Annotated in this window: 17 protein-coding genes; 12 read left to right on the top strand and 5 right to left on the bottom strand. The window is 69.8% G+C overall.

All coding sequences use genetic code 11. The features are described 5' to 3' along the window. Nucleotides 1-9 precede the first annotated feature (9 nt). From BJ960_RS10130 to BJ960_RS10110, 5 genes are all read left to right on the top strand, one after another. Nucleotides 10-1,770 carry a trypsin-like peptidase domain-containing protein gene (locus tag BJ960_RS10130; RefSeq protein WP_237463465.1) on the top strand — a complete coding sequence of 587 codons (1,761 nt, stop codon included), beginning with the start codon at nucleotides 10-12 and terminating at the stop codon, nucleotides 1,768-1,770. A gap of 70 nt (nucleotides 1,771-1,840) precedes the next feature. Further along, the gene (locus BJ960_RS10125; RefSeq protein ID WP_185987201.1) at nucleotides 1,841-4,234 is read left to right on the top strand and encodes a CDP-glycerol glycerophosphotransferase family protein; all 2,394 of its coding nucleotides are present in this window, start codon (nucleotides 1,841-1,843) and stop codon (nucleotides 4,232-4,234) included. A 63-nt stretch (nucleotides 4,235-4,297) separates the two neighbouring features. Beyond that, nucleotides 4,298-4,807 (top strand): DUF6153 family protein, encoded by a 510-nt coding sequence (locus BJ960_RS10120; protein WP_185987200.1) that lies wholly within the window; start codon nucleotides 4,298-4,300, stop codon nucleotides 4,805-4,807. A gap of 84 nt (nucleotides 4,808-4,891) precedes the next feature. After that, on the top strand, nucleotides 4,892-5,482 hold the full coding sequence (locus tag BJ960_RS10115) for a DUF305 domain-containing protein (protein ID WP_185987199.1): 591 nt from the start codon (nucleotides 4,892-4,894) through the stop codon (nucleotides 5,480-5,482). A gap of 7 nt (nucleotides 5,483-5,489) precedes the next feature. Beyond that, nucleotides 5,490-6,362, top strand: coding sequence for a M23 family metallopeptidase (locus BJ960_RS10110; RefSeq protein ID WP_307814611.1), 873 nt, complete (start codon nucleotides 5,490-5,492; stop codon nucleotides 6,360-6,362). Between the two features lie 54 nt (nucleotides 6,363-6,416). Here BJ960_RS10110 and BJ960_RS10105 read toward each other — a convergent pair whose 3' ends face one another. Next, entirely contained in the window at nucleotides 6,417-7,451 is a 1,035-nt protein-coding gene (locus tag BJ960_RS10105) for a glycosyltransferase family 2 protein (protein ID WP_185988243.1), read from the bottom strand. Between the two features lie 83 nt (nucleotides 7,452-7,534). On the opposite strand from BJ960_RS10105, the gene BJ960_RS10100 reads away from it, so the two are divergent. From BJ960_RS10100 to BJ960_RS10085, 4 genes are read left to right on the top strand one after another with little or no spacing between them, the layout of a single operon-like run. Then, complete coding sequence (locus BJ960_RS10100) at nucleotides 7,535-8,773, top strand: CDP-glycerol glycerophosphotransferase family protein (protein ID WP_185987198.1); 1,239 nt, start codon at nucleotides 7,535-7,537, stop codon at nucleotides 8,771-8,773. Between the two features lie 47 nt (nucleotides 8,774-8,820). Further along, nucleotides 8,821-10,041, top strand: coding sequence for an ATP-binding cassette domain-containing protein (locus BJ960_RS10095; protein WP_307814612.1), 1,221 nt, complete (start codon nucleotides 8,821-8,823; stop codon nucleotides 10,039-10,041). Then, nucleotides 10,011-11,582 (top strand): hypothetical protein, encoded by a 1,572-nt coding sequence (locus BJ960_RS10090; protein WP_185987197.1) that lies wholly within the window; start codon nucleotides 10,011-10,013, stop codon nucleotides 11,580-11,582. The genes BJ960_RS10095 and BJ960_RS10090 overlap by 31 nt, the downstream gene beginning before the upstream one ends. Nucleotides 11,583-11,627: 45 nt before the next feature. Then, nucleotides 11,628-11,900, top strand: coding sequence for a DUF3039 domain-containing protein (locus BJ960_RS10085; RefSeq protein ID WP_119284164.1), 273 nt, complete (start codon nucleotides 11,628-11,630; stop codon nucleotides 11,898-11,900). A gap of 188 nt (nucleotides 11,901-12,088) precedes the next feature. Here the strand turns inward: BJ960_RS10085 and BJ960_RS10080 are convergent, their stop codons facing one another. Genes BJ960_RS10080 through BJ960_RS10065 form a run of 4 tightly spaced genes read right to left on the bottom strand, consistent with a single transcriptional unit; the run spans nucleotide 12,089 to nucleotide 18,976 of the window. Beyond that, nucleotides 12,089-13,411 carry a nicotinate phosphoribosyltransferase gene (locus BJ960_RS10080; RefSeq protein WP_185987196.1) on the bottom strand — a complete coding sequence of 441 codons (1,323 nt, stop codon included), beginning with the start codon at nucleotides 13,409-13,411 and terminating at the stop codon, nucleotides 12,089-12,091. A 13-nt stretch (nucleotides 13,412-13,424) separates the two neighbouring features. Beyond that, entirely contained in the window at nucleotides 13,425-16,853 is a 3,429-nt protein-coding gene (locus BJ960_RS10075; protein ID WP_185987195.1) for an error-prone DNA polymerase, read from the bottom strand. Continuing rightward, nucleotides 16,846-18,306: a DNA polymerase Y family protein gene (locus BJ960_RS10070; RefSeq protein ID WP_185987194.1), complete on the bottom strand. Its 1,461-nt coding sequence runs from the start codon at nucleotides 18,304-18,306 to the stop codon at nucleotides 16,846-16,848. The genes BJ960_RS10075 and BJ960_RS10070 overlap by 8 nt, the downstream gene beginning before the upstream one ends. Before the next feature lies 1 nt (nucleotide 18,307). After that, the gene (locus BJ960_RS10065; RefSeq protein WP_183075233.1) at nucleotides 18,308-18,976 is read right to left on the bottom strand and encodes a hypothetical protein; all 669 of its coding nucleotides are present in this window, start codon (nucleotides 18,974-18,976) and stop codon (nucleotides 18,308-18,310) included. Nucleotides 18,977-19,062: 86 nt separating this feature from the next. On the opposite strand from BJ960_RS10065, the gene BJ960_RS10060 reads away from it, so the two are divergent. The 3 genes from BJ960_RS10060 (at nucleotide 19,063) to BJ960_RS10050 (ending at nucleotide 21,876) form a co-directional block, all read left to right on the top strand. Then, complete coding sequence (locus BJ960_RS10060; RefSeq protein ID WP_119284152.1) at nucleotides 19,063-19,386, top strand: DUF2469 domain-containing protein; 324 nt, start codon at nucleotides 19,063-19,065, stop codon at nucleotides 19,384-19,386. A 284-nt stretch (nucleotides 19,387-19,670) separates the two neighbouring features. Further along, nucleotides 19,671-20,966, top strand: coding sequence for an aminotransferase family protein (locus tag BJ960_RS10055; protein ID WP_185987193.1), 1,296 nt, complete (start codon nucleotides 19,671-19,673; stop codon nucleotides 20,964-20,966). 124 nt (nucleotides 20,967-21,090) lie between these two features. Further along, nucleotides 21,091-21,876: a transporter substrate-binding domain-containing protein gene (locus tag BJ960_RS10050; protein WP_185987192.1), complete on the top strand. Its 786-nt coding sequence runs from the start codon at nucleotides 21,091-21,093 to the stop codon at nucleotides 21,874-21,876. The last annotated feature ends 11 nt before the right edge of the window (nucleotides 21,877-21,887 follow it).

The following is a 21,887-nucleotide window of genomic DNA, read 5'->3' as shown; positions in this document are numbered from 1 at the left end:
GGAGCCACGATGGCTGAAAATAACGACACCGCGGGTCAGCCCGTCGACCCTGAAGAACCGCAGCAGCCGCAGCACCCCGCTGCGGGCGCGGCAGGAGCGCAGGAGCAGGGCCAGCCGGGGCCGACGTCGCACCCGGTGGCCGACCCCGCACCGCAGTTCGGCGGCGCGACGCCGACGCAGAACTCGCACGAGCAGGCCACCCCGAGCGCCGCCCCCGGCGGCACCCCTGAGGCGGCAGGCCAGGAGGCGCCGGCGACCACTCCAAGCACCCCGCTGGACGCACCCGCCGCTCCCGCCGCCCCGGACGCGACTCCCGCGGGGGGAGCGACGACGCCGTCCGCGGCCCCCGGCGCGACATTCGGCATGCAGCCGGGCGGCTACCCGACCGCCCAGCAGGGTGGGAACCCGTCGACACACGCTGACTCGCAGCCCCAGCTCACCCAGGAGTACCCCACGCAGGCGCTTCACGAGACCCTCGCCGCGTCCGCGTCCGCGTCCGCGTCCGCGTCCGCGACGTCGCCGCAAGCTCCGAACGCGCCGGCCCAGAAGCGCACTCACTCGACAGGCACCTTCCTCGCTGGCCTTGCGGTCGCTGCGCTCATCGGTGGCATCGTCGGCGGGGGAGTATCGTCGCTCGTTGTCGCCAACTCGATCCCGAAGGGCAACGCGGTGTCCCAGCAGGGCGGCACGGTCAAGCTGAACAATCCGGACACGGCGACCGACATCTCGGGCGTCGCGATGGTCGCGACGCCGAGCGTCGTGACGCTGTCCGTCGAGTCGCAGAACGCTGCCGGTTCCGGCTCGGGCGTCATTTACAGCGAGGACGGCTACATCATCACCAACGCACACGTCGTGACACTCGACGGTGCGGCGACTGATCCGCGCATCCGGGTGAAGCACAGCGACGGCCGCGTGTTCGACGGCAAGCTCGTCGGCGTCGCCCCGTACTCGGACATCGCAGTCGTGAAGGTCGAAGCAGAGGACCTCACTCCGATTGCCGTCGCCAGCTCGGCCGACGTGAACGTGGGCGACCTCGCGGTCGCGATCGGGGCCCCGATGAGTCTCTCGAACACCGTGACCAGCGGCGTCGTGAGCGCACTGAACCGTGGCATCTCGGTCGGTAGCGCGCTGATTCCGCAGGACCCGAGCCAGGAGGGTCAGGAAGACCCGCGCGGCGAGGGCGACAGCGGTCGCGGCTTCCCGTGGGACTTCCGGTTCGATACGCCGGGCGAGCAGGAGAACACGCAGCAGACCGGCGGGCAGGTCACGCTGCCAGTCGTGCAGACCGACGCGTCGATCAACCCGGGCAACTCCGGTGGTGCGCTGCTCAACGCCAAGGGCGAGCTCATCGGGATCAACGTGGCGATCGCGTCGCCGGGTGCGACCGAGGGCACCGCGTCGAGCGCCGGCCTCGGGTTCGCGATCCCGTCGGACCTCGCTGCGCGCGTCGCCGACGAGATCATCGCAGGCGAGAAGCCGACCCACGGACTGCTCGGCGCGAGCGTCGTGGATTCGAGCCTCGACGACGACGAGGACGCGAACCACGCGGGCGGGCTGATCAAGGAGGTCGTCCGCGACGGGGCGGCGGCGAAGGCCGGGCTGAAGGTCGGCGACGTCATCACCGCGGTCGACGGGGTTCCCGCCGCCGACGGCACGTCGGTTTCGGCGCTGATCCGCATGCACGCTGGCGATAGCGAAGTGACCATCGACTACACCCGCCGGGGCGTGGCCGGTCAGACTACTGCAACCCTCGGAACGCTGGACTGGTAGCCACCTCTCCTCTCTCACGAAAGCGGGCACTCGAAACAGTGCCCGCTTTCGTGTTCTACAGTGGACATCAATGAGTACACGCCGATTCCAGTTCGCGAGCAGCAACCTCTCGAAGCTTCTCGCGATCCCGAAATATGTTCTGTCATGGCTCCTCGCGTTCTTCGTCCCCCGGGTGCCGGGAACGTGGGCGTTCGGCAGTGGGATCGGCGTCGGCGAGGGGGCGCTCGCGCTCGCGCGTGAGCTTCGCGACAGCCGGCCTGACGCTCACATCGTCTGGCTCGTCGCCGACGAGACCGAGGGCGCGCTCGCCGAGGCCGAATCGTTCACTCCCGTGGTCAGGCGCAGCCGCCACGGCTTCTGGGCGACGCTCCGCGCCGAGACGCTGGTCGTGACCCACGGCCTCGGCGACGTGAACCGGTTCGGAGTCTTCGGCGGAACCGTCGTGCAGCTCTGGCACGGGGCGCCACTCAAACGGATCCACCTCGACTCCGCCGTCACGACCGCCGTCCGCGGGCCCGCGCCACTCCGTGGCGTCCTGCAACGGATGTACGCCCGCGGCACCAAGCAGGTGAGCCTGTACGTTGCCGGCTCCGTGACAGCCGCCGAACGCCTGCGTTCAGCCTTCAGGGTCGCTCCGGGTAAGGTAGCCGTGCTCGGCGATCCGCGCGACGACGAGCTTGCAGCCCAGGCGGCGGACCCGACCGTGGCGGCCGCGGCGCGCGAGCGCGTCCTCGACATGCTTGCGCCGCAGCTGCAGGGCGGGCTCGCTGCCGGGCCGCTCGTGCTCTATGCGCCGACCTGGCGCGACGGCGAGCCTGATCCGGCCATTCCGACGGACGCCGAGGTGGCGGAGATCGTCGCCGCCCTCGCGCGCGTCGACGCGCGCCTCGTCATTCGCTCCCACCCGCTCGGAGAAGGGGAGTACGGCGCGGCTGTCGGCGACCGCATTCACCTGCTGGGCGGCGACCTCGCCCGTGACATCACGCCGTTGCTCGGTGCCTTCGACGCGGTCATCACTGACTTCTCCTCGATCGCCGTCGACTTCTCGCTCCTCGAGCGCCCGATCCAGTGGTTCGCGCCCGACCTCGAGGCGTACACCGCGACGCGCGGCCTGTACGAGGCGCTCGAGGTCACCGCAGGCTCGACCATCGCCCGCTCCTGGGGCGAGGTCACCGCGTCGCTGAGCGAGCTGGTCACCGCCGGCACCCCGGCCCGCCGCGAGGCGTCGCGTGCCGCCGCGGCGATCGCCGCCCGGTTCCACCCTCACCGCGACGGCAACTCGGCCCGCCGCGTCCTCGCGGCGATCGAGCGGCTGCGGCTCCCAGCGTCCGAACTCGTTGAGCCGGGCGGTGTCTTCTTCGAGAGCTTCTACGGTCGGCAGGTGAGCTGCAATCCGCTCGCGCTCGACCGGGAGATCGCCGCGCGCTACCCCGAACTTCCGCGCTATTGGAGCGTGACGAGCGAGCGCCAGGACGTGCCTGCCGGCGCGACGGCCCTGCTCGTCGGGGGCGTCGACTGGTTCGCCGCCAGGCGGATGGCCAGGCTCCTGATTGTGAACGACTGGCTGCGGTTCGGGTTCAAGCGCGGGCCAGACCAAATCGTGCTGCAGACGTGGCACGGCACCATGCTCAAACACTTGGCGCTCGGGCGCCCGAACGTCTCGCTGCGCACGAAGCTCGCGATCAAGCGTGAGAGCCGCCGGTGGAGCATGCTGCTCTCGCAGAACGGCCACTCGACGGACCAGTTCCGCAACAGCTACGCGTTCGACGGCGAGATCCTCGAGACCGGCTACCCGCGCGACGACAGGCTTGCGGTGGCCGACCTCGCTGGCGAGATGAACCCCGTTGCTTCGGCGACGGCGCGGCAGACGCTCGGCATCCCCGACGGGCGTTCGGTTATTGTCTATGCGCCCACCTGGCGCGATCGCGGCACCACCGTCGTCGACGCGCTCGACGTGAACGCGCTCGCCGATGCGCTTGGCGAGGACTGGATCGTCGTGGCGCGTGGGCATACCCGCACGCACGAGCTCGGCAGCTATCTCAGGCTCAATCCGCGCGTCATCGACGCCACCGCGCATCCCGACATCAACGACGTGATCCTCGCCGCCGATCTGCTCGTGACCGATTACTCCTCGGTCATGTTCGACGCCGCTGTCGCGGGGACACCGCTCGCGTTCTACGTTCCCGACCTCGCGGAGTACCGGGACGCCGAGCGCGGGTTTACGTTCGACTTCGAGGCGAGCGCCCCCGGGCCGCTGCTGCAACAGCGCGACGAACTGCTCCCGCTCGCGGCGCAGGTGCGCGAGCACGGGCGCGCGGCACCGTGGATCGCCGACTATCGGCCCGCGTACGCGGCGTGGCAGGCACGGTTCACGCCGCACGACGACGGTGCGGCCTCGGCCCGCGTCGTCGACAGGCTCGCCGAGCGCGGGGCGTTCGGCGCTGCGCTCGAGCGGGACGCGTAGATCAGGATCGATCGGCCGGCGGGTTAAGCGGCCTGTCAGCCAGACTTGCTACTGTTCCGAGCAATGCAGATGAACGACGGGATCGCGCCGCGCGGACCCCGGGCCCAGCGCCCGGTCCGCGCGATCCTCGTCGCGCTCACCGGCGTGCTCCTCGTGATCGTTGGTCTGCTCGGCATGCATACGCTCAGCGGCGCGTCAGCGGACGCGGCGCACGCGACGACCGGGGCAGTGGCGCTCTCGGCCGGTGGCACCGCACAGGGCGAGCCGCACGGCCAGACGGCGGCCACGATTGCCGGCGGCGAGACCGCTGCCGAGCACCCGATCGCCGACGCCGCGCACGCAGGCGCGCTCCATGAACCCCTGCCAGCCAGCCACGAGGAGCCCGGGCACGACGCGATGGCGGCGGCCTGCGCGCTGGCGCTCATTGTCGGCATGCTGTTGCTCGTCATCCCCAGATCGGGAACCGCAGCGAGCGCGCTCCGGTTCCGGGCAGCGACAGCTGCCGCGACCGTGCGCGCCTCGCTGCCCGCGCCGACGCCGTCCCTCATCGTCCTCTCGATCAGTCGAACCTGAATCCGTGCGCGGCCCATTTGCGGGCTCGCGGCGCCACGCGCCGCCCCACGCACATTGATTCACACCGACTTGAAGGACACTCCCATGAAGAAGACCCTATTTTTTGGCGCGCTCGCACTGGCGGCCTCGGCAACGCTCGCAGGCTGCGCGAGCACGGCTAGCGACACCGGTTCGCGCCCGCCGGCCGAGTCCGCGGCGCCGCAGAGCCAGGCGAATGCCGCCGACGAAATGTTCGTCACGATGATGATTCCGCACCACGAGCAGGCCATCGAAATGTCCGACATCGTGCTCGCGGCCGATGGCGTCGACCCTGCCGTCGCCGAGATCGCCGCGCAGGTCAAGGCCGCGCAACAGCCCGAGATTGACAAGATGCTCTCCTGGCTGGAGGAGTGGGGCGTCGCCTACGAACCGGAGGGCTCCGCGTCGCACTCGGCGCACGGCGGCATGGACGGGATGCTCTCAGCGGAGGATCTCGCGGCGCTCGAGAGCGCGAGCGGCGACGACGTCGGCCGGCTCTTCCTCGAGCAGATGATCGCGCACCACGAGGGCGCCGTCGACATGGCGAAGGATGCGCTCGCGGAGGGCAACGACCCGAAGGTGCGTGCGCTCGCGGAGCAGGTCGTCGCGGACCAGACGGAGGAGATCACGGCGATGCAGGATCTCCTTGCGCGCTGAGGGCGCCGTGGCTCGCGAACGCGCCGCCAGCGTGCGCCGGGCGCGCGGCGCGGACATGACGGCCGCCCAGGGCGACCGACAGGACACCCCGAGCTCGTATCTCACGCCCCCGCCGCGCGCGGCGCAGCCAGTGCCGCGCCCGCGGCTGGCGCGGCGCACGGCCCGCCGCGCGGTCGCCGCCGGGCTCGCGCTCACGAGCGCGACGCTGATGTTTGGCGCGGCCGTGTTCCCAGCGCTGGTGCCGGCGGTGCGCCAGCCCTCGGGCGCGGGCGACGCCCGCCCGGCCGCGGCGACCGCGCAGCGGCTGCCCGGGGTCGACGTCCCGGCCGCGAGGTCGGTGCTCGACGCCGTCGGCAGCGTGCGCATCGAGGAGGAGCCGCAGCCGGAACCCGAGGAGTCGGCCGGGGGAGGCGCGGCCGGACGGCCGAGCTTCGGGCAGATCGCCGTCGGCCAGATCGCCGCCGGAGCCCTGCCGAGCTCCGCCGTGCGGCTGCCGTTTGACAGCGAATGGCCGTTGACCGACGGATTCGGCTATCGGAGCGCGCCGGTCGAGGGCTTCCACGACGCCCAGGACATCGCGGCGGCAGGGGGCACCCCCGTGCTCGCTGTCGCGACCGGCGTGGTCGTCGAAGCCGGCTGGGCGAGTGACGGGTGCGGGTTCTCGGCGAAGCTGCAACACAGCGTCGACGGGCAAGAGCTGACGAGCCGCTACTGCCACATGGAGGACGGGTCACACGACCTGCGCGTCGGCCAGACCGTCGAGATCGGCTCGCAGGTCGGCCGGGTCGGCAACACCGGCATGTCGTTCGGCGCTCACCTGCACCTGGCGCTCACGCTGGGCGGGCAGCCGATCGATCCGTTGCCGTTCCTCAGACGGTGACGCTGGGCGGCTGATCCTGATCGTCGACCGCTCGCACGCCACCGCGACCCGCGGCTACGCGCGCGAGCGGTCGACGACGCGGCCGCCCCCGAACACGATGCCGCGCAGAAACCCGGTTCCCCAGCTCGTGTGCATCGTCACGAGCGTGGCGCCGGTGAGCAGGCGGTCGCGCGCGCCCCGCTGATCGGGGATGCGCCACACGGCGAAACAGATGGCGAGCGCGTACGCGGCGAGCGGCGCCCAGCCGAGCGACCACCAGCCCCACGGCACGACGCCGGTGACCTGAAGCGCGAGCACGACGAGCGACACGACGAGCGAGATGACGAGGAGGCCCGGCGCGAAGAACCGCCACGGGTTCGCCCGCCCGTACTTGCGCACGAGCACCGCCCGCCACGTGCCCGTCGCGAAGAACTGCTTGGCGAGGTCGCTGAAGCTCGCGCGCGGCCAGTAGGTGACGCCGAGCGCCGGTTCGAACCACACGGTGAAGCCCGCGCGCCGGATCCGGAGATTGAGCTCCCAGTCCTCGCCGCGCAGGATGCCGGGATCGTAGCCACCGACCGCGTCGATCGCCTCGCGGCGGAAGATTCCAAGGTACGCGGACTCCGCCGGGCCGGGCGTGCCGTCGCCGTGGTAGGCGCCGCCGCCAAGCCCATACGGGCTGTTGTAGCCGCGCGCGATCGCCCGCTGGACGGGGGAGGAGCCCGCCGCACGCATGACTCCGCCAACGTTCGCGGCGCCCGTCTCCCGGAGCGCCGCGACCCCGCGGCGCGTGTAGTCGGGCGTGAGCTCGGAGTGCGCGTCGACCCGGATCACGACCGGATGGGAGCTCGCCCGGATCGCGTGGTTGAGCCCGGCAGGGATATCGCGCTCGGGATTCGCGACGAGGCGGACGCGGGGATCCGCCGCGGCGATCCGCGCGGCGATCTCGTCGCTCGCATCGCGGGAGGGGCCGAGGGCGAGCACGATCTCCTTCTCGCCCGGGTAGTCCTGGTTCAGGATCGTGTGCACCGCGCGCTCGAGAAATCCCTCCTCGTTGAGCACTGGCATCACGTAGCTCACCGCTGGCACGTCTGGCAGGGGAGGGAGCATCACACCGGGGGAATCAACCACCCGTCGATCTTCCCACAGCGGGCTGCAGCTCAGCCCGATGCGGGGCGGGCTATTCTGGTGGGATGCAGATTATGAAGGACAGCAAACGCGCCGTGAAGCTCGCGAAGCGTGTCCTGAAGGGACGCCGCGCCTTCTTTGAGCTCAAAGGGCTGCTTGACGAGCGCGGCCCGCTGCCCGAGCAGCACTACCGCGTCGGCGTCTACTTCGCCGACAGCGACGTCAACATCTACCAGATGCGCCAGTGGTACGCGCCCCTGCAGGAGCTCGCGAAGACCAGGCCCGTCGTCGTGCTCGCACGCAACGCCGCGGGTGCGCTGCAGCTCATGCGCGAGAGCGGCCTCGATGTCGCCTACGTGCCGAAGGTCACGAGCATTGAGAACTTCATCGCGACGCAGCAGCTCGACGTCGTGCTGTACGTCAACCAGAACACGCGCAACTTCCAGATGATGCGGTACGGCGAGCGTTGGCACGTCTTCATCAATCATGGTGAGAGCGACAAGATGTACATGACGAGCAACCAGTACAAGACGTACGACTACGCGTTCGTCGCTGGCGACGCGGCGCGTGCCCGCCTGTCCAAGGCGCTCTGGCAGTACGACGTCGAGGCGCGCACGGTTCCGATCGGGCGTCCCCAGGCGGACCACCTCGACGGCGAGCCCGCCTACACGCCAGACGACAGGACGGTCGTGTTCTACGCGCCAACGTGGGAGGGCGACCGGCCGGCGGCGAGCTACGGGTCCGTGCTCACTCACGGCGAAACGCTCGTCACCCGGCTGCTCGAGACTGGGCGGCATCGGGTCGTCTACCGGCCGCACCCGCGCTCCGGCGTCGTGAGCGCAGAGTTCGGTGCCGCGAACGACCGGATCATCGCGATGCTCGCTACCGCGAACGCCGCCGACCCTGCCGCGCAACACGTCTACGACGAGTCGCCCGTGCTCGGCTGGCAGCTCCGCGCCCCCGACGTCGCGATCTGCGACATCTCCGCGATGGTCTACGACAGGCTCGCGACCGGCCGGCCGCTGATGGTGACGCGCCCGGTGTCCGAGGAAGCCGAGGTCGACGAGGGCGGCTACCTGAGTGTGTGCGAGTGGCTCGACGCTGCCGACACCGACAACATCGTGGACGTACTCGACCGGGTGATCGGCGACGAGGGCGCGCGCGAGCGGCTCGGGGAGTGGTCGACACGCTACTTCGGCGACACGACGCCGGGTTCGCCGACGCGCCGGTTTGGCGCTGCGATCGAATCGCTGCTGTCGCGTGCGGACGCGGAACGCCTGCGCGCCTCCGAAACCTCAAAGTAGTCAGGCAACAGGCTCACAGAGCTTGAATCGTTTGGTAGGTTAGTTGGGTGCTGCCAGAAACCCCGCCTTCGTCGTCTGATGCACTGCCGGACGTAGGGGTCGGCGCTGCAGAAACTCCCGCCAAGCGCCCCTCCGACGCGCTGCCGTCGTTCGCGGATATGCCGAGCGCCGGCGCCGAAGAGCCCGCCGTCGCCCCGCCAGTATCGGCCCGGCCCGCGGCGACGACGCCAGCTCCCGCGGTGACGACGCCAGCTCCCGCGGTGACGACTTCCGAGTCCGCAGCGGCGACGCCAGCTCCCGAAGAGACCGGCGCCGCCGAGGCAACGCCCGCGCGCTCAGACGCTGCCGCCGGTGCCGCGGCTCCCGCCGCCGCGCCGCGCGCGCGCCGGACCCGCCCGGCGGACGCAGCGACATCGGCTGAGGCCCCCGCACGCAACCGCATCGAGGTGCCGACGCCCTCGGTCGTCCGTGCGCGCGAGCGTGGCCGCGTTGCCGAGCAGAACCCTGTCGTTCTGCGCACCGAGATGCTGACCAAGGTGTTCGGCTCGACGGTCGCGGCGAACGAAGTCTCGTTCGAGGTGCACGGCGGCTCGCTCACCGGCGTCGTCGGCCCGAACGGCGCAGGCAAGACCACCACGCTCTCGATGATCAGCGGGCTGCTGCGCCCGAGCTCCGGCCGCGTCGCCGTTGGTGACGTCGACGTCTGGGCTGATGGCGCCGCCGCCAAACGCCTCATCGGAACCCTGCCCGACCGCCTGCGGCTCTTCGACCGCCTCACCGGCGGTCAGCTCCTCTACTACTCGGGCGTTCTTCACGGCGTCGCCGAGGCCGAGGTCGCCAAGCGGAGCGCCGAACTCGCCGAAGCCTTCGGGCTCGAGTCCGCGCTCGACAGGCTCGTCTCTGACTACTCCGCTGGCATGCAGAAGAAGATCGCGCTGGCCTGCTCGATGATCCACGCGCCCGAGGTGCTCGTGCTCGACGAGCCGTTCGAGGCGATCGATCCCGTGTCTGCGGCGAACGTGACCGACATTCTCGAGAAGTACGTCGCCGGCGGCGGCAGCGTCGTTATGTCGAGCCACAGCCTCGAGCTCATTCAGCGCGTCTGCGATCACGTCGTCATCATCGTCGACGGTTCCGTCATCGCGCAGGGCACCGTTGACGAGGTGCGTGACGGCGTGAGTCTCGAAGATCGATTCCGGGCGCTTACCGGTATCGACGAGTCGCAGAAGGGGCTGCAGTGGTTGCACGGCTCTTCCGACTCCGAGTAGCGCTCGCCGGGGGCCTGTTCCGCGGCTCGGTTGTGCGCGCCGCACGCGTCGCCCTGCTGCTCGTGCTATGCCTCGGCGTCGCCGCGGTCTCGCCCTTCGCGATCTCCTGGTTCACGGAGCCCGGCGGGATCCGGAACGTGCTTGACGTGACGATCGGCGCGGTCGTGCTCGCCCTTGCGCTGCTGGTCCCGCTGTTCGACAGCCGCCGAAACCTCGTGCCGCGGCAGTTCGGCCAGTTCCCCGCGAAGTCGGGGTCGGTCGCGCTGTCGATGCTCGTCACGACGATCGTGTCGTGGCCGTTCTTGGTGATGCTCGTCTGGCTCGTCGCGCTCTGGTTTGCGCGCCCCGAGTGGCATGCGGCGGGCTGGATCGGCCCGGTCGCGCTCGTGCTCGCCGCGCTGCTCGCGATTGTCGCGGTGCGCTTCGGCTCGGGCCTCTCGCAGCTCGCGATTGGTGACAGGTATGCCGGGGGCCTGCGCCTCACCGGCGGGATCCTGTGCATCGCCGTCCTGCCGCTGCTCGTGTTCGTCGTCGCGGAGAGCCTGCGCTCGGATACCAACCAGGTGCTCGTCGACGCCGCTGGCGTGCTCGGCTGGACGCCATTCGGCGCACCGTTCGCCGCGATCGGGGATGCCATCGCTGGCGACGACTCGACCGCGACCCTGCGCCTCGGTGTGCTCGCCGGCACCATCATCGTGCTCGCGATCGCATGGTTTGGCATCGCGGCGAAGTCGCTCACCTCGATTGAGCGCCCGCGCGACATCCTGAGCGCCCGCCGTGGCCTCGGCTGGTTCGAGCGCTTCCCCGCGAAGCCCGCCCCCGTGATTGCCGCGCGGCAGCTGACCTACTGGCAGCGCGACCCCCGGTACCGCATCGCGCTCATCGCGCTGCCGATCGCCCCCATCGCCGTTGTCGCCGCGTTCCTCATCGCAGGCGCCGACGTCGCGCTGGCCGCGGCGCTGCCGCTGCCGATCTTCATGCTGCTCCTTGGCTGGTCGCAGCACAACGACATTGCAATGGACTCGACGGCGATCTGGGAGCACGTGGCGAGCGGCATCCGCGGCTGGGCCGATCGCGCGGGCAGGCTCGCCCCCGCCCTCATGTTTGGCGTGCCCGTTGCGGTGATCGGCTCGAGCCTCACGGTCACCTTCATGGGGGACTGGCGGGTGTTGCCCGCGGTGATCGGCATGAACGTTGGCGTGCTGCTCATCGCGACGGGCGTCGCGAGCGTGTTCTCTGCGCTCATGCCGTACCCCGCGACGCGCCCAGGCGACAGCCCGTTCGTCCAGCCGCAGTGGTCGGGATCAGGATCGGGCACGTCGCAGACCGTCTCCATGGTTGTCGCCCTCGTGCTCTCGGTCGCTCCCGTGTGGATTTCGGCTGCGGCGATCGCGGACCCGTCGTTCATGGGGAACATCTTCGCGCTGCTCTTCGGCGTCGGGTTCGGCCTCATCGTGCTGCTTGCAGGGGTCGCAATCGGGGGTCGTATCTTCGACAAGCAGGGTCCTGAGATCCTGGCCGTCACCCAGATCTTCGACTAACGAAGTTGCCAGTTCGCTGGCGCCGCGAGCGAGTAGAATGCCGGTATGGGTATCTTCACGCGCGACACTCCTGACACCGGCGGCGGCCTCGACGTTATGGACCGCGAGCTCGAAAAGCTGCTCGAGGATTCACAGATCGAGGACGGCGACCACGAGCGGTTCTCGCACTACGTTCCGAAGGACAAGATTGTCGAGTCGGCGGTCACCGGCAAGCCGGTCCGCGCGCTGTGCGGCAAGAAGTGGACGCCGTCGCGCGACCCCGAGCGCTTCCCGGTCTGCCCGGACTGCAAGAAGGTCTACGAGCGGATGAAGAAGTAGGGGTTCCTACACCGGCTGTTGGCCGCCTCGCCTGTCGGCCGGATCACCTGTCGGCCGGTTCGCCTGTGATCTGCAGCACCAATGTCCGCGCAGGCGGGTGACGGGCATTAGCATCGCAGATCCCAGATGTACCGGTGGTGCCTGCGGGTGAGTGCTCAGATCTGGGGCCCCAAACCCCAGGACTGGGCCTAGCGGTACTCGGTCGGGATCGCGGGGTCGCCGCGAGTGAGGCTCATCGCGACGCGGGGGAGCTCGGCCACGCTCGTGCGGTGCCGCTCGCGCGCCAGCTCGATACCGTCGGCGCCGACATACTGCGGCTGAATCTCGCCGCCGATCACCAGGTGCTCGAGCACCTCACGACTCGAGTCCGCGACCTCGGCTCCCTCGTCTGCGCCACCTGGGCCGTCGCCGAGGTAGATGAGTTCTGCACGTGCCGCGCCGCGTGCGTTGTGCAGACGGCGGACGCTCTTGCGGCCGCCGACCGAGGCCTTGTCGGTGCTCTTCTTCGCGACGGACACCCACTCGCCGTTGTCGTCCTCGCGTGCGACGAGCTTGTAGACCATGCCCATCGTGGGGCTGCCCGAGCCGACAACGACCGAAGTGCCGACGCCGAACGAGTCGACCGGTGAGGCCGCGAGCGCGGCGACGGTGTGCTCGTCGAGGTCGTTGGTCACGGTGATGCGCGTGTTCGTGGCGCCGAGCGAGTCGAGCAGTTCGCGGACCTCGACGACGACGACGGGCAGGTCGCCAGAGTCGATGCGCACGGCCCCAAGCCCGGTGCCGGCGACCTCGACGGCGGTGCGGACGCCCTGCTCGGTGTCGTACGTGTCCACGAGCAGCGTCGTGTCCGGGCCGAATGCTGCGATCTGCGCCTCGAAGGCTTCGCGCTCGGAGTCGTGGAGCAGCGTGAACGAGTGCGCTGCGGTGCCCATGGTGGGGATCCCGTAGCTGCGACCAGCCTCGAGGTTCGACGTGGCGCTGAAGCCCGCAATGTAGGCGGCTCGTGCCGCGGCGACCGCGCTGCGCTCGCTGGTGCGACGCGAGCCCATCTCGGCAAGCGGCTTGCCGTTCGCGGCGTAGACCATGCGGGATGCGGCGGTCGCGACGGCGGAGTCGTAGTTCATGATGCTGAGCGCGAGCGTCTCAAGGATGACGCCCTCGGCGAAGCTCGCTTCGACCGTGATGAGCGGGGAGCCCGGGAAGAACACCTCGCCCTCCGGGTAGCCCCAGATGTCTCCGGTGAAGCGGTAGTTCGCCAGCCAGTCGATCGTTTCGGCGCTCACGACGTTGTTTGCGCGGAGGAAGTCGAGTTCGGCGTCACCGAAGCGGAAGTTCGTGACCGCTTCGAGGAGTCGGCCGGTTCCGGCGACAACACCGTAGCGACGTGCTCCCGAGAGCCTGCGAGCGAAGAGCTCGAAGACGCTGTTGCGGTTCGCGGTGCCGGCCTTTAGCGCGGCGTCGACCATAGTCAGCTCGTAGTGATCGGTGAGCAAAGCAGTAGAGGTGTGCACCTCGCCAGCATAGCTAACGGAAGTCCCTCGACGCGACAGCCTGCGGCGCCGGAAGCGGCTCGAAGCCGTGCGCGATGACGTTGAAGACTCCCTCGGGGGATCTGTCGGCGACGCCGCGAACGATCATCGCCGGCGCCGACTGCGCGACGAGCCGATGCGCCTGCCACACCTTCGCCCACACGACGACGTTGACGGTGCCGCTCTCATCCTCAAGCGTGAGGAAGGTCACTCCGGCGGCCGTGCCCGGCCGCTGGCGGTGGGTGACGAGGCCGGCGACCTGAACAGTTGAGCCGTTCTGCGACCGCCGGGCGAGGTCGGAGCGGATGATGCCGCGCGCATCGAGCGAGTCCCGAAGCAGCGCGAGCGGATGCGTTCCGGTCGCCACCCCAGTCGTCCACAGGTCGAGCGAGGTCTGCTCGGCGTCGGTCAGCACGGGAAGCAGCGGCGGCTGCACGTGGACGGCGATGCCCGGCAGGTATCGATCCCGGTTATCTGCGGCCGGCCCGGCGCCCCAGAGCGCGTCGCGTCGCGAGAGCCCAAGGCCGGCGCAGGCGCCCGACGACGCGAGCGCCTCGAGCTGCTCGCGGTCGAGATCCGCACGCCTGGCGAGATCCGCGAGGTCAGCGAACGGCCCGGCGGCGCGCGCCGCCACGATGCGCTCGGCGATCTTCACGCCGATCCCGCGCACTTCGGAGAGCCCGAGCCTGACCGCGAACCGCCCGTCCCTGCGGTGCTTGCCGCTCGTGTCCGGGGCGGTCTCGTCGAACGGCCCGACGGGCGGATGGTCGCCCGCCGCGCACTCGGGCAGCCCGGTGGGTGCGAGCTGCGAGGGGGCGACGTCTGGGACGGACGCAGGGCCCGGCCCGGTCTCCGCCGCGGCGCCCAGCGTGAGCGGCTCGACGCCCGCGTGCACGGCGGAGAACTGCACGTCTGGCGGGCGCACGACGACGCCGTGCCGCTTCGCGTCCTCGGCGAGGCTGCGCGGCGAGTAGAACCCCATTGGCTGCGACTGCAGCAGCCCGGCGAGGAACACGGCGGGGTAGTGCAGCTTGATCCACGAGCTGACGTAGACGATGAGCGCAAAGCTGATCGAATGGCTTTCCGCGAACCCGAAGTCGGCGAACGACTCGAGCTGCGTGTACACGAGCTGCGCCTGTTCGCCGTCGATCCCGTTCGCGCGCATCCCGGCGAAGATCTTCTCCCGGAGCGAATCCATTCGCTCCTTGCCGCGCTTGGAACCCATCGAGCGCCTGAGCAGGTCGGCGTCCTCACCGGTGCACCCGCCGACCGTCGTCGCGATCTGCATGAGCTGCTCCTGGAAGAGCGGGATCCCGAGGGTCCGAGCGAGCACGGGCTCGAGGCTCGGATGCGAATAGGTGATCTCCTCCTTGCCGGCGCGCCGGCGCAGATACGGGTGCACGGCGCCGCCCTGGATGGGGCCCGGGCGGATGAGCGCGATCTCGATGACAAGGTCGTAGAAGCTCCGCGGGCGCAGCCGCGGCAGGGTGTTGAGCTGGGCGCGGCTCTCAACCTGGAACACGCCGATCGCGTCGCCCCGGCAGAGCATGTCGTAGACCCCCGACTCCTCCTTCGGGATCGAGTCGAACGTCCACTCCTCACCCGTCGCCGCCGCGACCATACGCAGCGTCTTGTCGATCGCGCTCAGCATGCCAAGGCCGAGCAGGTCGAACTTCACGAGCCGCATCGCCGCGCAGTCGTCCTTGTCCCACTGCAGCACGGTGCGCTTCTCCATGCGCGCGTGCTCGATCGGGCAGACCTCGCCGACGGGACGCTCGGTGAGCACCATCCCGCCCGAGTGGATGCCGAGGTGCCTGGGCGCCCCCTTGAACGCGTTCGCGAGCCGCAGCACCGGTTCCGGGATCGCGGCGTATGGCGAGTGCGCGTCGGCCGCCGCGGCCGCGCGTGGCCTCCGGCGGGAGCGCTCGCGGGCGTTCGCCGGGGGGTCCTCGGGCTCAGCCCCCGCAGCAGTGCTCGACTGCTCGGCGGGGAACGCGTCGTGGTGGCTGATGCTGCGCGTCCACGCGCGCTGCTCGGCGACGCTGTAGCCGAGCGCCTTCGCGGCGTCCCGGATCGCCGCCTTCGGGCGGTAGGTGATGACGTTCGCGACCTGGGCCGCGTTGCGCCTGCCGTACTTCTCGTAGACGTATTGGATCATCTCCTCGCGCCGCTCGGAGTCGAAGTCGACGTCAATGTCTGGCTCCTCCTCGCGCAGACTCGAAAGGAAACGCTCGAACGGGAGACCGTAGAAGATCGAATCGACCGAGGTGACCTTCAGCAGGTAACAGATCGCCGAGTTCGCCGCGGACCCCCGGCCCTGGCAGAGGATCCCGCGTGCGCGCGCCTCCCGCACAATGTCGTGCACGATGAGGAAGTAGCCGGGGAAGTCGAGCTGCTCAATCACGTCGAGCTCGCGTTCGATGCGCTCGCGCCGCGGGGCGTCGAGGGTGTCCCGGCCCGCGCCGTAGCGTTCGGCGGCGCCCTGCCACACGAGCTCCCGCAGCCAGCTCATCTGCGTGTGCCCCGCAGGGAGGTCGAGTTTCGGCAGCCGCGGGGTCGCCTCCCTGAGCGAGAACGCGAGCTCGCGCGCGAGCGGCACGGTCCGCGCGACGGCATCGGGGTGGCGGGAGAAGTGCCGGAGCATGGCCTCGGCGCTTCGGAGGTGCGCCGCGCCGGCGGCGGGGAGATGCGGATCGAGCTCGGCGAGGCTGCGCCGCGCCCGCACCGCGGCCATCGCCTCGGCGGTGCGTGTCGCCGGCCTGGTCGCGGCGTGCACCGCGCCCGTCGCGAGCGTCGGCAGACCCGCAGCCGTGGCGAGCTCGGCGAGCGCCGCATTGCGGGCGTCGTCGCCGGGATGCCCGTGATGCGTGAGCTCGACGTAGACGTTGTCGCGCCCGAACAGCGACGTGAGCCGCTCGAGCGCCACGCCCGCCGCCGCTCGACCGTCGCGCTCAAGCGCACGCCGCACCTCGCCCTTGCGGCACCCGGTGAGCACCGCCCACTCGCCCTCGCCCGCGGCGGCGAGCTCCGCAAGGTCGTAGACGGGACGCCCCTTCTCGCCGCCGGCGAGCTGGCCCTCAGTGATGGCGGAGGCGAGCCGGTGGTAGCCAGCGGTGCCGCGCGCGAGCAGCAGCAGGTGGCTTCCCGCGGGGTCGGCCGCGCCAAGCTGCGGGGCCTCCAGCCCGAGCGTGAGCTCCGCCCCGTAGACGGTGAGAAACTCCGGGGTCGGCAGCGCTGCCTCCGCGAACCGTGGCGCCCCGTAGAAGCCGTCGTGATCGGTGAGCGCGAGCCCCGCGAGGCCGAGCCGCTGCGCCTCGGCGACGAGCTGCTCGGGGGAGGAGGCGCCGTCGAGAAAGCTGTAGTGCGAGTGCGCGTGGAGCTCCGCGTACTGTGGGGTGTCGGACGCGCCGGTCGGGCTAGTCATATTTGCCCTCCGCGAACCAGGTCGCCGTCGCCCCGTCCGACTCACCAGGGCGCACGCGTGCGAGCAGCAGCCAGCTGTCGCCCGTGTCGAGCTCAAGCTGCAGCCTGAACCGCTCCGGCCTGCCGTCCCACCAGTGCTCGCGGATCGGCCACGGCTTCGACCACCCCCGCACAGCACCCGGCGACCGGTGCCCCTCCACGCGCAGCGCGTACGGCGTGGCCGCGAGCAGATCCTCAGCGTCGACGCCGACGACGCTGCCAGCCTCGTCGAGCAGCCGGGCCCGCAACGGCGGGGAGAACACGAGCGTCGGGAGCGGCGCGGAAAGCGCGCCCGGCCACGGCCCGGGCGCCCGGTCGCGTTTCGGCGCGGACCCCCAGTGCGTGAACCGCTGCCGCTCGAGCAGCAGCCTGCCGCCGTCGAGCGACACCGTGCCGACCCCGCCGGGACCGAGCAGCCCCTGCGCCCGGCTCAGGTGGTGATGCACGCGCTCGTCCGGCCCGCTCGTCCAGAGCCCGGGCTCGTGCGAGGCGATCCTGTCGGTCCGCACGGGGGCGATCCGCACCGTCGCGATCCCCGCACCCGCGCGCTCCTCGGCGCCCGTGAACCCCGCCACGAGGCTCTCGGACTGCCAGCGCAGCCGCGCCAACGCGTCCTGCGGGGAGAAGAACCTCGGGTGCGCCCAGTCGCGCTCGTGACGGATCCCGATGTCGTCGGTGAGCGTCACCCGCAGCGAGGTGCATACGAGCCGCTCCTCGGTGAGCGCGCCGATGAAGCGTTCAACAAGCGAGCTGCAGGCGAACGTGAGCTGTTCGGTGCCAGCGATGGGCGGCTCGAAATCGAGGGAGAGCGCGAAGTCCCGCGCCGCCTGCTGCGCCCGCACGGGCTCGCCACGCTCGCCGTCCTCGCCGCGCGCGTGCCGGTGCGCGAGCACGCCGGCGGGCCCGAATCGTGCCCGCACCGCGTCCTCGGGAAGTGCGGCGAACGCCCCGAGCGTGTAGATGCCGAGGCCGGGCAGCAGCTGCCCCAGCTTCTCGTCCGTCGCCCACGCGACGGGGAGCTCGCTGAGAAACGCGGCGCCGCCGCCGGGCTCGACGATTCGAATGCCATCGACGGGATCCGGATCCGCGCTCGCCGCCAACTCCGCCGCGAACCTGCCGTCAGCGATCCCGACGCGCGCGTGCCCAAGCCCCTCCGCGCGCGCGAACTCCAGCAGCGCCTCCGCGACCGCGCGCTCGCCGCCGTAATAGCGCACGGGGCCGCGCGCTCGCATCGCGACGAGGCCGGGGCGAAGCTCCTCGATCGCGGGCACAAGGTCGGTGAGCTTCGCGAAGACGGGCGCGAAATCGGGCGGGGCCTCCTCGGGGTCGGCGCCTCTGGCCGCAGCGGACCCCGCCCGGGGATCCTCGCGCGGCCAGTCGACGAGGTGCAGCGTGACGACGCGTTCGGGAGGCATGTCAGACCGCCCTGAGCGCGCGGCCGGGATGCGTCGTGTGCGGCGCTGGGGCCCGGTCGCTGGCCAGGCAGCCCCGCTCGAACCTGACGGCGTGGCGCTTCGTGCCCCGGCGGTCCTCCGACTGTACGGTCAGTTCCCGCGTGGTGAGTGCGCCGTGCCCGGCGCCGAGCCCAGCCCAGCGGGAGGAGAGCACCGTCAAGCGCGACTCGCTTCGCGCCCAATCGCCCATCACGACGAGCGCGGAGCCGTGCTCGCGGAGCCGGGCGCCGAGGCGCTCGATGTCGGCGGGGGAGACGCGGCTGTCGAAGCGCGCGACGACGACCGAGAGCGTCTCGCTGAGCGTGCCGGCGAGGGTGAGCGCGTGCCGGCCCGGATCGGGGATGAGCACACATCGATCGAGCGCGATGCCCAGGGAGACCGCGGCCTCGGCGCCGAACGCGGGGCAGCCGAGCACGCCGCACCACGCGCCGCCCTGGGACGCCTCCGCGAGGAACGAGAGCGCGAGCTGCCATGACCCCTGCACCGAATACGCGGACCCCGCGCGCAGGGCGCCGCCCGGCAGCAGCGCCCGCAGCCCGGGCGCTGTGGGGAGTGCGCGCTCGTCGATCCGCAGCGGCTGCATCTCGCTGATGCGCTGCCGCAGATCTGGGAGCGATGCCGCGGAACTCATGCGACCATATTCGAACATATGTTCGAATAGGTCAAGCTGGGCTTCGCGGTGCCCGCGTGTCGGCGAACCGGCATAGGATGGAGGGGATGAATGAGGACGATCTTGAGGAATACGAACGCGATGCAGAGCTGGCGCTGTTTCGCGAATATCGCGACATTGCGAGTCAGTTCCGATACGTAGTCGAGACCGAGCGCCGCTTCTACCTCGCAAACGAGGTGGATCTCAAGCGGAACGACGCGGGCAACGATTTCTACTTCGAACTCACCATGGGTGACGTGTGGGTGTGGGACGTCTACCGTTCCGACCGCTTCGTGAAGTCGGTGCGCGTGCTCACGTTCAAGGACGTCAACGTTGAGGAACTCTCGACCCGCGAGCTGAAGCTGCCGCAGGAACTGTCGATCGACGACTAGCGCGCCGTGCGTTCTGCACCGTGACTGATTAGCGGCGGTGTTTGCTGGGCGCAGCCCCGGCGCCTTTTGTGAGGTGTCGGGGCTTTGTGCTGCCCATGGGGGCCTTGTGCTGGAGAGCCCTTGAAGGGGCAGCCTGTTGTTCGGGTTGACAACCGCTCTTCAGCGCTGCAAGATATTCGCAGAGAGAAAAAGGTTTCACAGAACGAACACGAGGGAGTGTTGTTGATGATGATCTGTAGCGACGAGTGTGGCGTGGCGCCCTCGCCATTCCGGGCGGCCCGCGGATGAGCGGCAGTGCGGTTTTTCACCGTGACTTCGGCGCCGACTACCCGCTGATCGTCAGCGCGCAGGGAAGCTATCTCTACGCTGAAGATGGCACGGAGTACCTCGACGGGAGCTCGGGAGCGGTCGCCGCGAATCTCGGCCACGGGGTTACCGAGATCGCCGACGCTATGCGCGAGCAGGCGCTGCGGGTTGGGTTTGCGCACACGCTTCGTTTCGAGACCGCTGCGCTTCACGACGCCGCGGCACGTATCCAGAGTCTCGCACCCGAGGGGTTCACCCGCGTTTTCTTCGCAAGCGGAGGCTCCGAAGCGAACGAATCGGCGTTCAAGCTCGCGCGGCAGTACCACCTGAGTCGCGGCGAGAGCAGTCGCCACCTCGTTGTCGGCATGTGGGATAACTACCACGGCAACACGCTCGGGGCCCTCGCGGTCGGGGGAGACGCATCGCGCCGGCAGCACTATGCCCCAATGCTGCCGCGCACTCTCAGGCTGCCGAGCTGGCGCGACAGCGCCGACGCGATGGCCCCCGTTGCTGCGCTTGAGAAGCTCGTGCGCAGCGAGGGCGCGGAGAACATCTCAGCGCTCATCCTTGAGCCGCTCGTTGGAAGTCAGCTCGGTGCGTTCGAGCCCGAACACGAGGCGCTGCGGAAGATCGCGAAGATCTGCCGCACGCACGGCATCGTGCTGATCGCCGACGAAGTAATGACTGGCTTCGGGCGCTGCGGCACGAATTTCGCCGTCGAGCGTTCGGGCATCGTGCCCGATCTCATCACCTTCGGGAAGGGCGTCACTGGCGGTTACGCGCCACTGTCTGGTGTGATCGTCTCGGATCCTATCGTGCAGGCAGTCCGCGACTCGGGCGGCGTGTTCCATCACGGGTACACCTACAGCGGACACCCGGTCGCGGTCGCTGCGGCGGCTGCAGCGCTGCGGTTCTATGCGGAACGCGACGTGCTCGAGAACGTTGCCCTGCGGGGAGCAGAGCTGCGCTCAGGACTCGAGAGCCTCGCGGCGCGCTACCCGAGTGCCATCACTGACGTTCGAGGTGCCGGGCTATTGCTCGCGCTCGAACTCTCGCCCGCGCTTACAGCCCGAGGCGGCGCGAATGCCCTCAATCGAGCGGCGATGGCCCGGGGACTCGTGCTCTACCCTGGCGCCTCAACGCGTGCGGATAGCCGCGGAAACGCGACCGTCGTCCCGCACCTCCTCGTTGCTCCACCGCTCACCGCCACACCCGCGGAGATCGCAGAGCTGCTCTCCCGGCTTGACGGAGCACTGCGCGCCCACACCGACTAACACCCGACTCACCCTCACACCAGGCGCCGTTCGAGCGCGGGGCGAGCCCCGTGAGCGTCATGCGGCGCGCCATTTTCACCACGCATCATCTGAACTTACCGACGCATCAAAGGAGAAACGAAGTATGTTCCTGAACAAGAAAACCAAGGTCCTCGGACTCATCGGCATGATCTCCGTGGCGGCGCTGCTCGCGGGCTGTAGCGCCGGTGGCAGTAAAGACGCGCTTGAGCGCGTCGAGTCCAGCGGCACACTGAGGGTCGGCATCGAGGGAGCCTACCCTCCGTTCAACTCGTTTGATTCGAAGAACGAACTCGTCGGGTTCGACGTCGACATCAGCAACGCGATCGCTGAGCGGCTCGACGCGAAGACCGAGTTCGTGCCGACGCCATGGGACAGCATCATTGGCGGTCTGAATGCTGGCAAATACGAGATCGTGATCTCGAGCCTCACCATTACCGACGAGCGGTCTCAGAAGGTTGACTTCAGTGACCCGTACTACCACACGGGCACGCAGATCTTCGCGCCAGAAGGCAACACGATCGCGAGCACCGACGACCTCGCCGGGCTGAACATCGGTGTCACTCTCGGCACGACGTTTGAGGATATGGCGCTCGAACGCGGCGCGCAGGTCACGACCTACAAGTCTGACCAGCTCGCGATGGAGGACCTGTCGAACGGCCGCATCGACGGCGTCATCACCGATGGCCCTGTCGGGCTCGCTATCGTTTCTGCTCGCGGCTACGGCATCGTCACCGTTGGCGAGCGAATCAGTAACCCGGCTGCGGGCATCGCCGTCGATAAGAACCAAGAGCAACTTCTCGGTGCAGTTAATGCCGCGCTTGCAGACATGCAGGAGGACGGCACGTACGAGGAGATCAGCACCAAGTGGTTCGGTGCGGACATCCGCTAGTCCCATCACGC

The sequence above is a fragment of the Leucobacter aridicollis genome (assembly GCF_013409595.1).
GTDB lineage: Bacteria > Actinomycetota > Actinomycetes > Actinomycetales > Microbacteriaceae > Leucobacter > Leucobacter aridicollis.
The sequence above is the reverse complement of the archived record's forward strand: the minus strand, read 5'-3'. Positions and strand labels throughout refer to the sequence as shown.

Excerpts from the sequence above, each read along its gene's own strand:
- BJ960_RS10050 (WP_185987192.1), top strand. The coding sequence starts at position 21,091 with ATGTTCCTGAACAAGAAAACCAAGGTCCTCGGACTCATCGGCATGATC.
- BJ960_RS10120 (WP_185987200.1), top strand. The coding sequence starts at position 4,298 with ATGCAGATGAACGACGGGATCGCGCCGCGCGGACCCCGGGCCCAGCGC.
- BJ960_RS10085 (WP_119284164.1), top strand. The coding sequence starts at position 11,628 with ATGGGTATCTTCACGCGCGACACTCCTGACACCGGCGGCGGCCTCGAC.
- BJ960_RS10075 (WP_185987195.1), bottom strand. The coding sequence starts at position 16,853 with ATGACTAGCCCGACCGGCGCGTCCGACACCCCACAGTACGCGGAGCTC.
- BJ960_RS10065 (WP_183075233.1), bottom strand. The coding sequence starts at position 18,976 with ATGAGTTCCGCGGCATCGCTCCCAGATCTGCGGCAGCGCATCAGCGAG.
- BJ960_RS10125 (WP_185987201.1), top strand. The coding sequence starts at position 1,841 with ATGAGTACACGCCGATTCCAGTTCGCGAGCAGCAACCTCTCGAAGCTT.
- BJ960_RS10100 (WP_185987198.1), top strand. The coding sequence starts at position 7,535 with ATGCAGATTATGAAGGACAGCAAACGCGCCGTGAAGCTCGCGAAGCGT.
- BJ960_RS10060 (WP_119284152.1), top strand. The coding sequence starts at position 19,063 with ATGAATGAGGACGATCTTGAGGAATACGAACGCGATGCAGAGCTGGCG.
- BJ960_RS10115 (WP_185987199.1), top strand. The coding sequence starts at position 4,892 with ATGAAGAAGACCCTATTTTTTGGCGCGCTCGCACTGGCGGCCTCGGCA.
- BJ960_RS10105 (WP_185988243.1), bottom strand. The coding sequence starts at position 7,451 with ATGCTCCCTCCCCTGCCAGACGTGCCAGCGGTGAGCTACGTGATGCCA.
- BJ960_RS10130 (WP_237463465.1), top strand. The coding sequence starts at position 10 with ATGGCTGAAAATAACGACACCGCGGGTCAGCCCGTCGACCCTGAAGAA.
- BJ960_RS10070 (WP_185987194.1), bottom strand. The coding sequence starts at position 18,306 with ATGCCTCCCGAACGCGTCGTCACGCTGCACCTCGTCGACTGGCCGCGC.
- BJ960_RS10055 (WP_185987193.1), top strand. The coding sequence starts at position 19,671 with ATGAGCGGCAGTGCGGTTTTTCACCGTGACTTCGGCGCCGACTACCCG.